Genomic DNA, 229 nt, shown 5'->3' on the forward strand with positions numbered 1-229 from the left:
CCGACACGCGCTTCATGACGTTCCCGCCGCCCGCGTACTCGTTGCGCTGGTATCACGCGTTCTTCGACAACCCCGCATGGATCGACGCCGCTCGCGTGACGCTGACGGCATCCGTTTGCGCCGCGCTCGTCGCGACGCCGCTCGGCGTTGCCGCGGCCTACGCGATCCAGCACGGCACGCATTGGTCGATGCGCTATTTGCGCACGCTGCTGATGTTGCCGCTGATGGT

Annotated in this window: 1 protein-coding gene; it reads left to right on the top strand. The window is 66.8% G+C overall.

Features of this window, described 5'->3' with window-relative positions; all coding sequences use genetic code 11:
* Positions 1-229, top strand: a 229-nt coding sequence (locus SB753_RS42235; protein WP_410805846.1) for an ABC transporter permease, incomplete at both ends; no start/stop codon positions are given.

It is taken from the genome of Paraburkholderia sp. SIMBA_053 (assembly GCF_046534895.1).
GTDB classification, from domain to species: Bacteria; Pseudomonadota; Gammaproteobacteria; order Burkholderiales; family Burkholderiaceae; genus Paraburkholderia; species Paraburkholderia caledonica.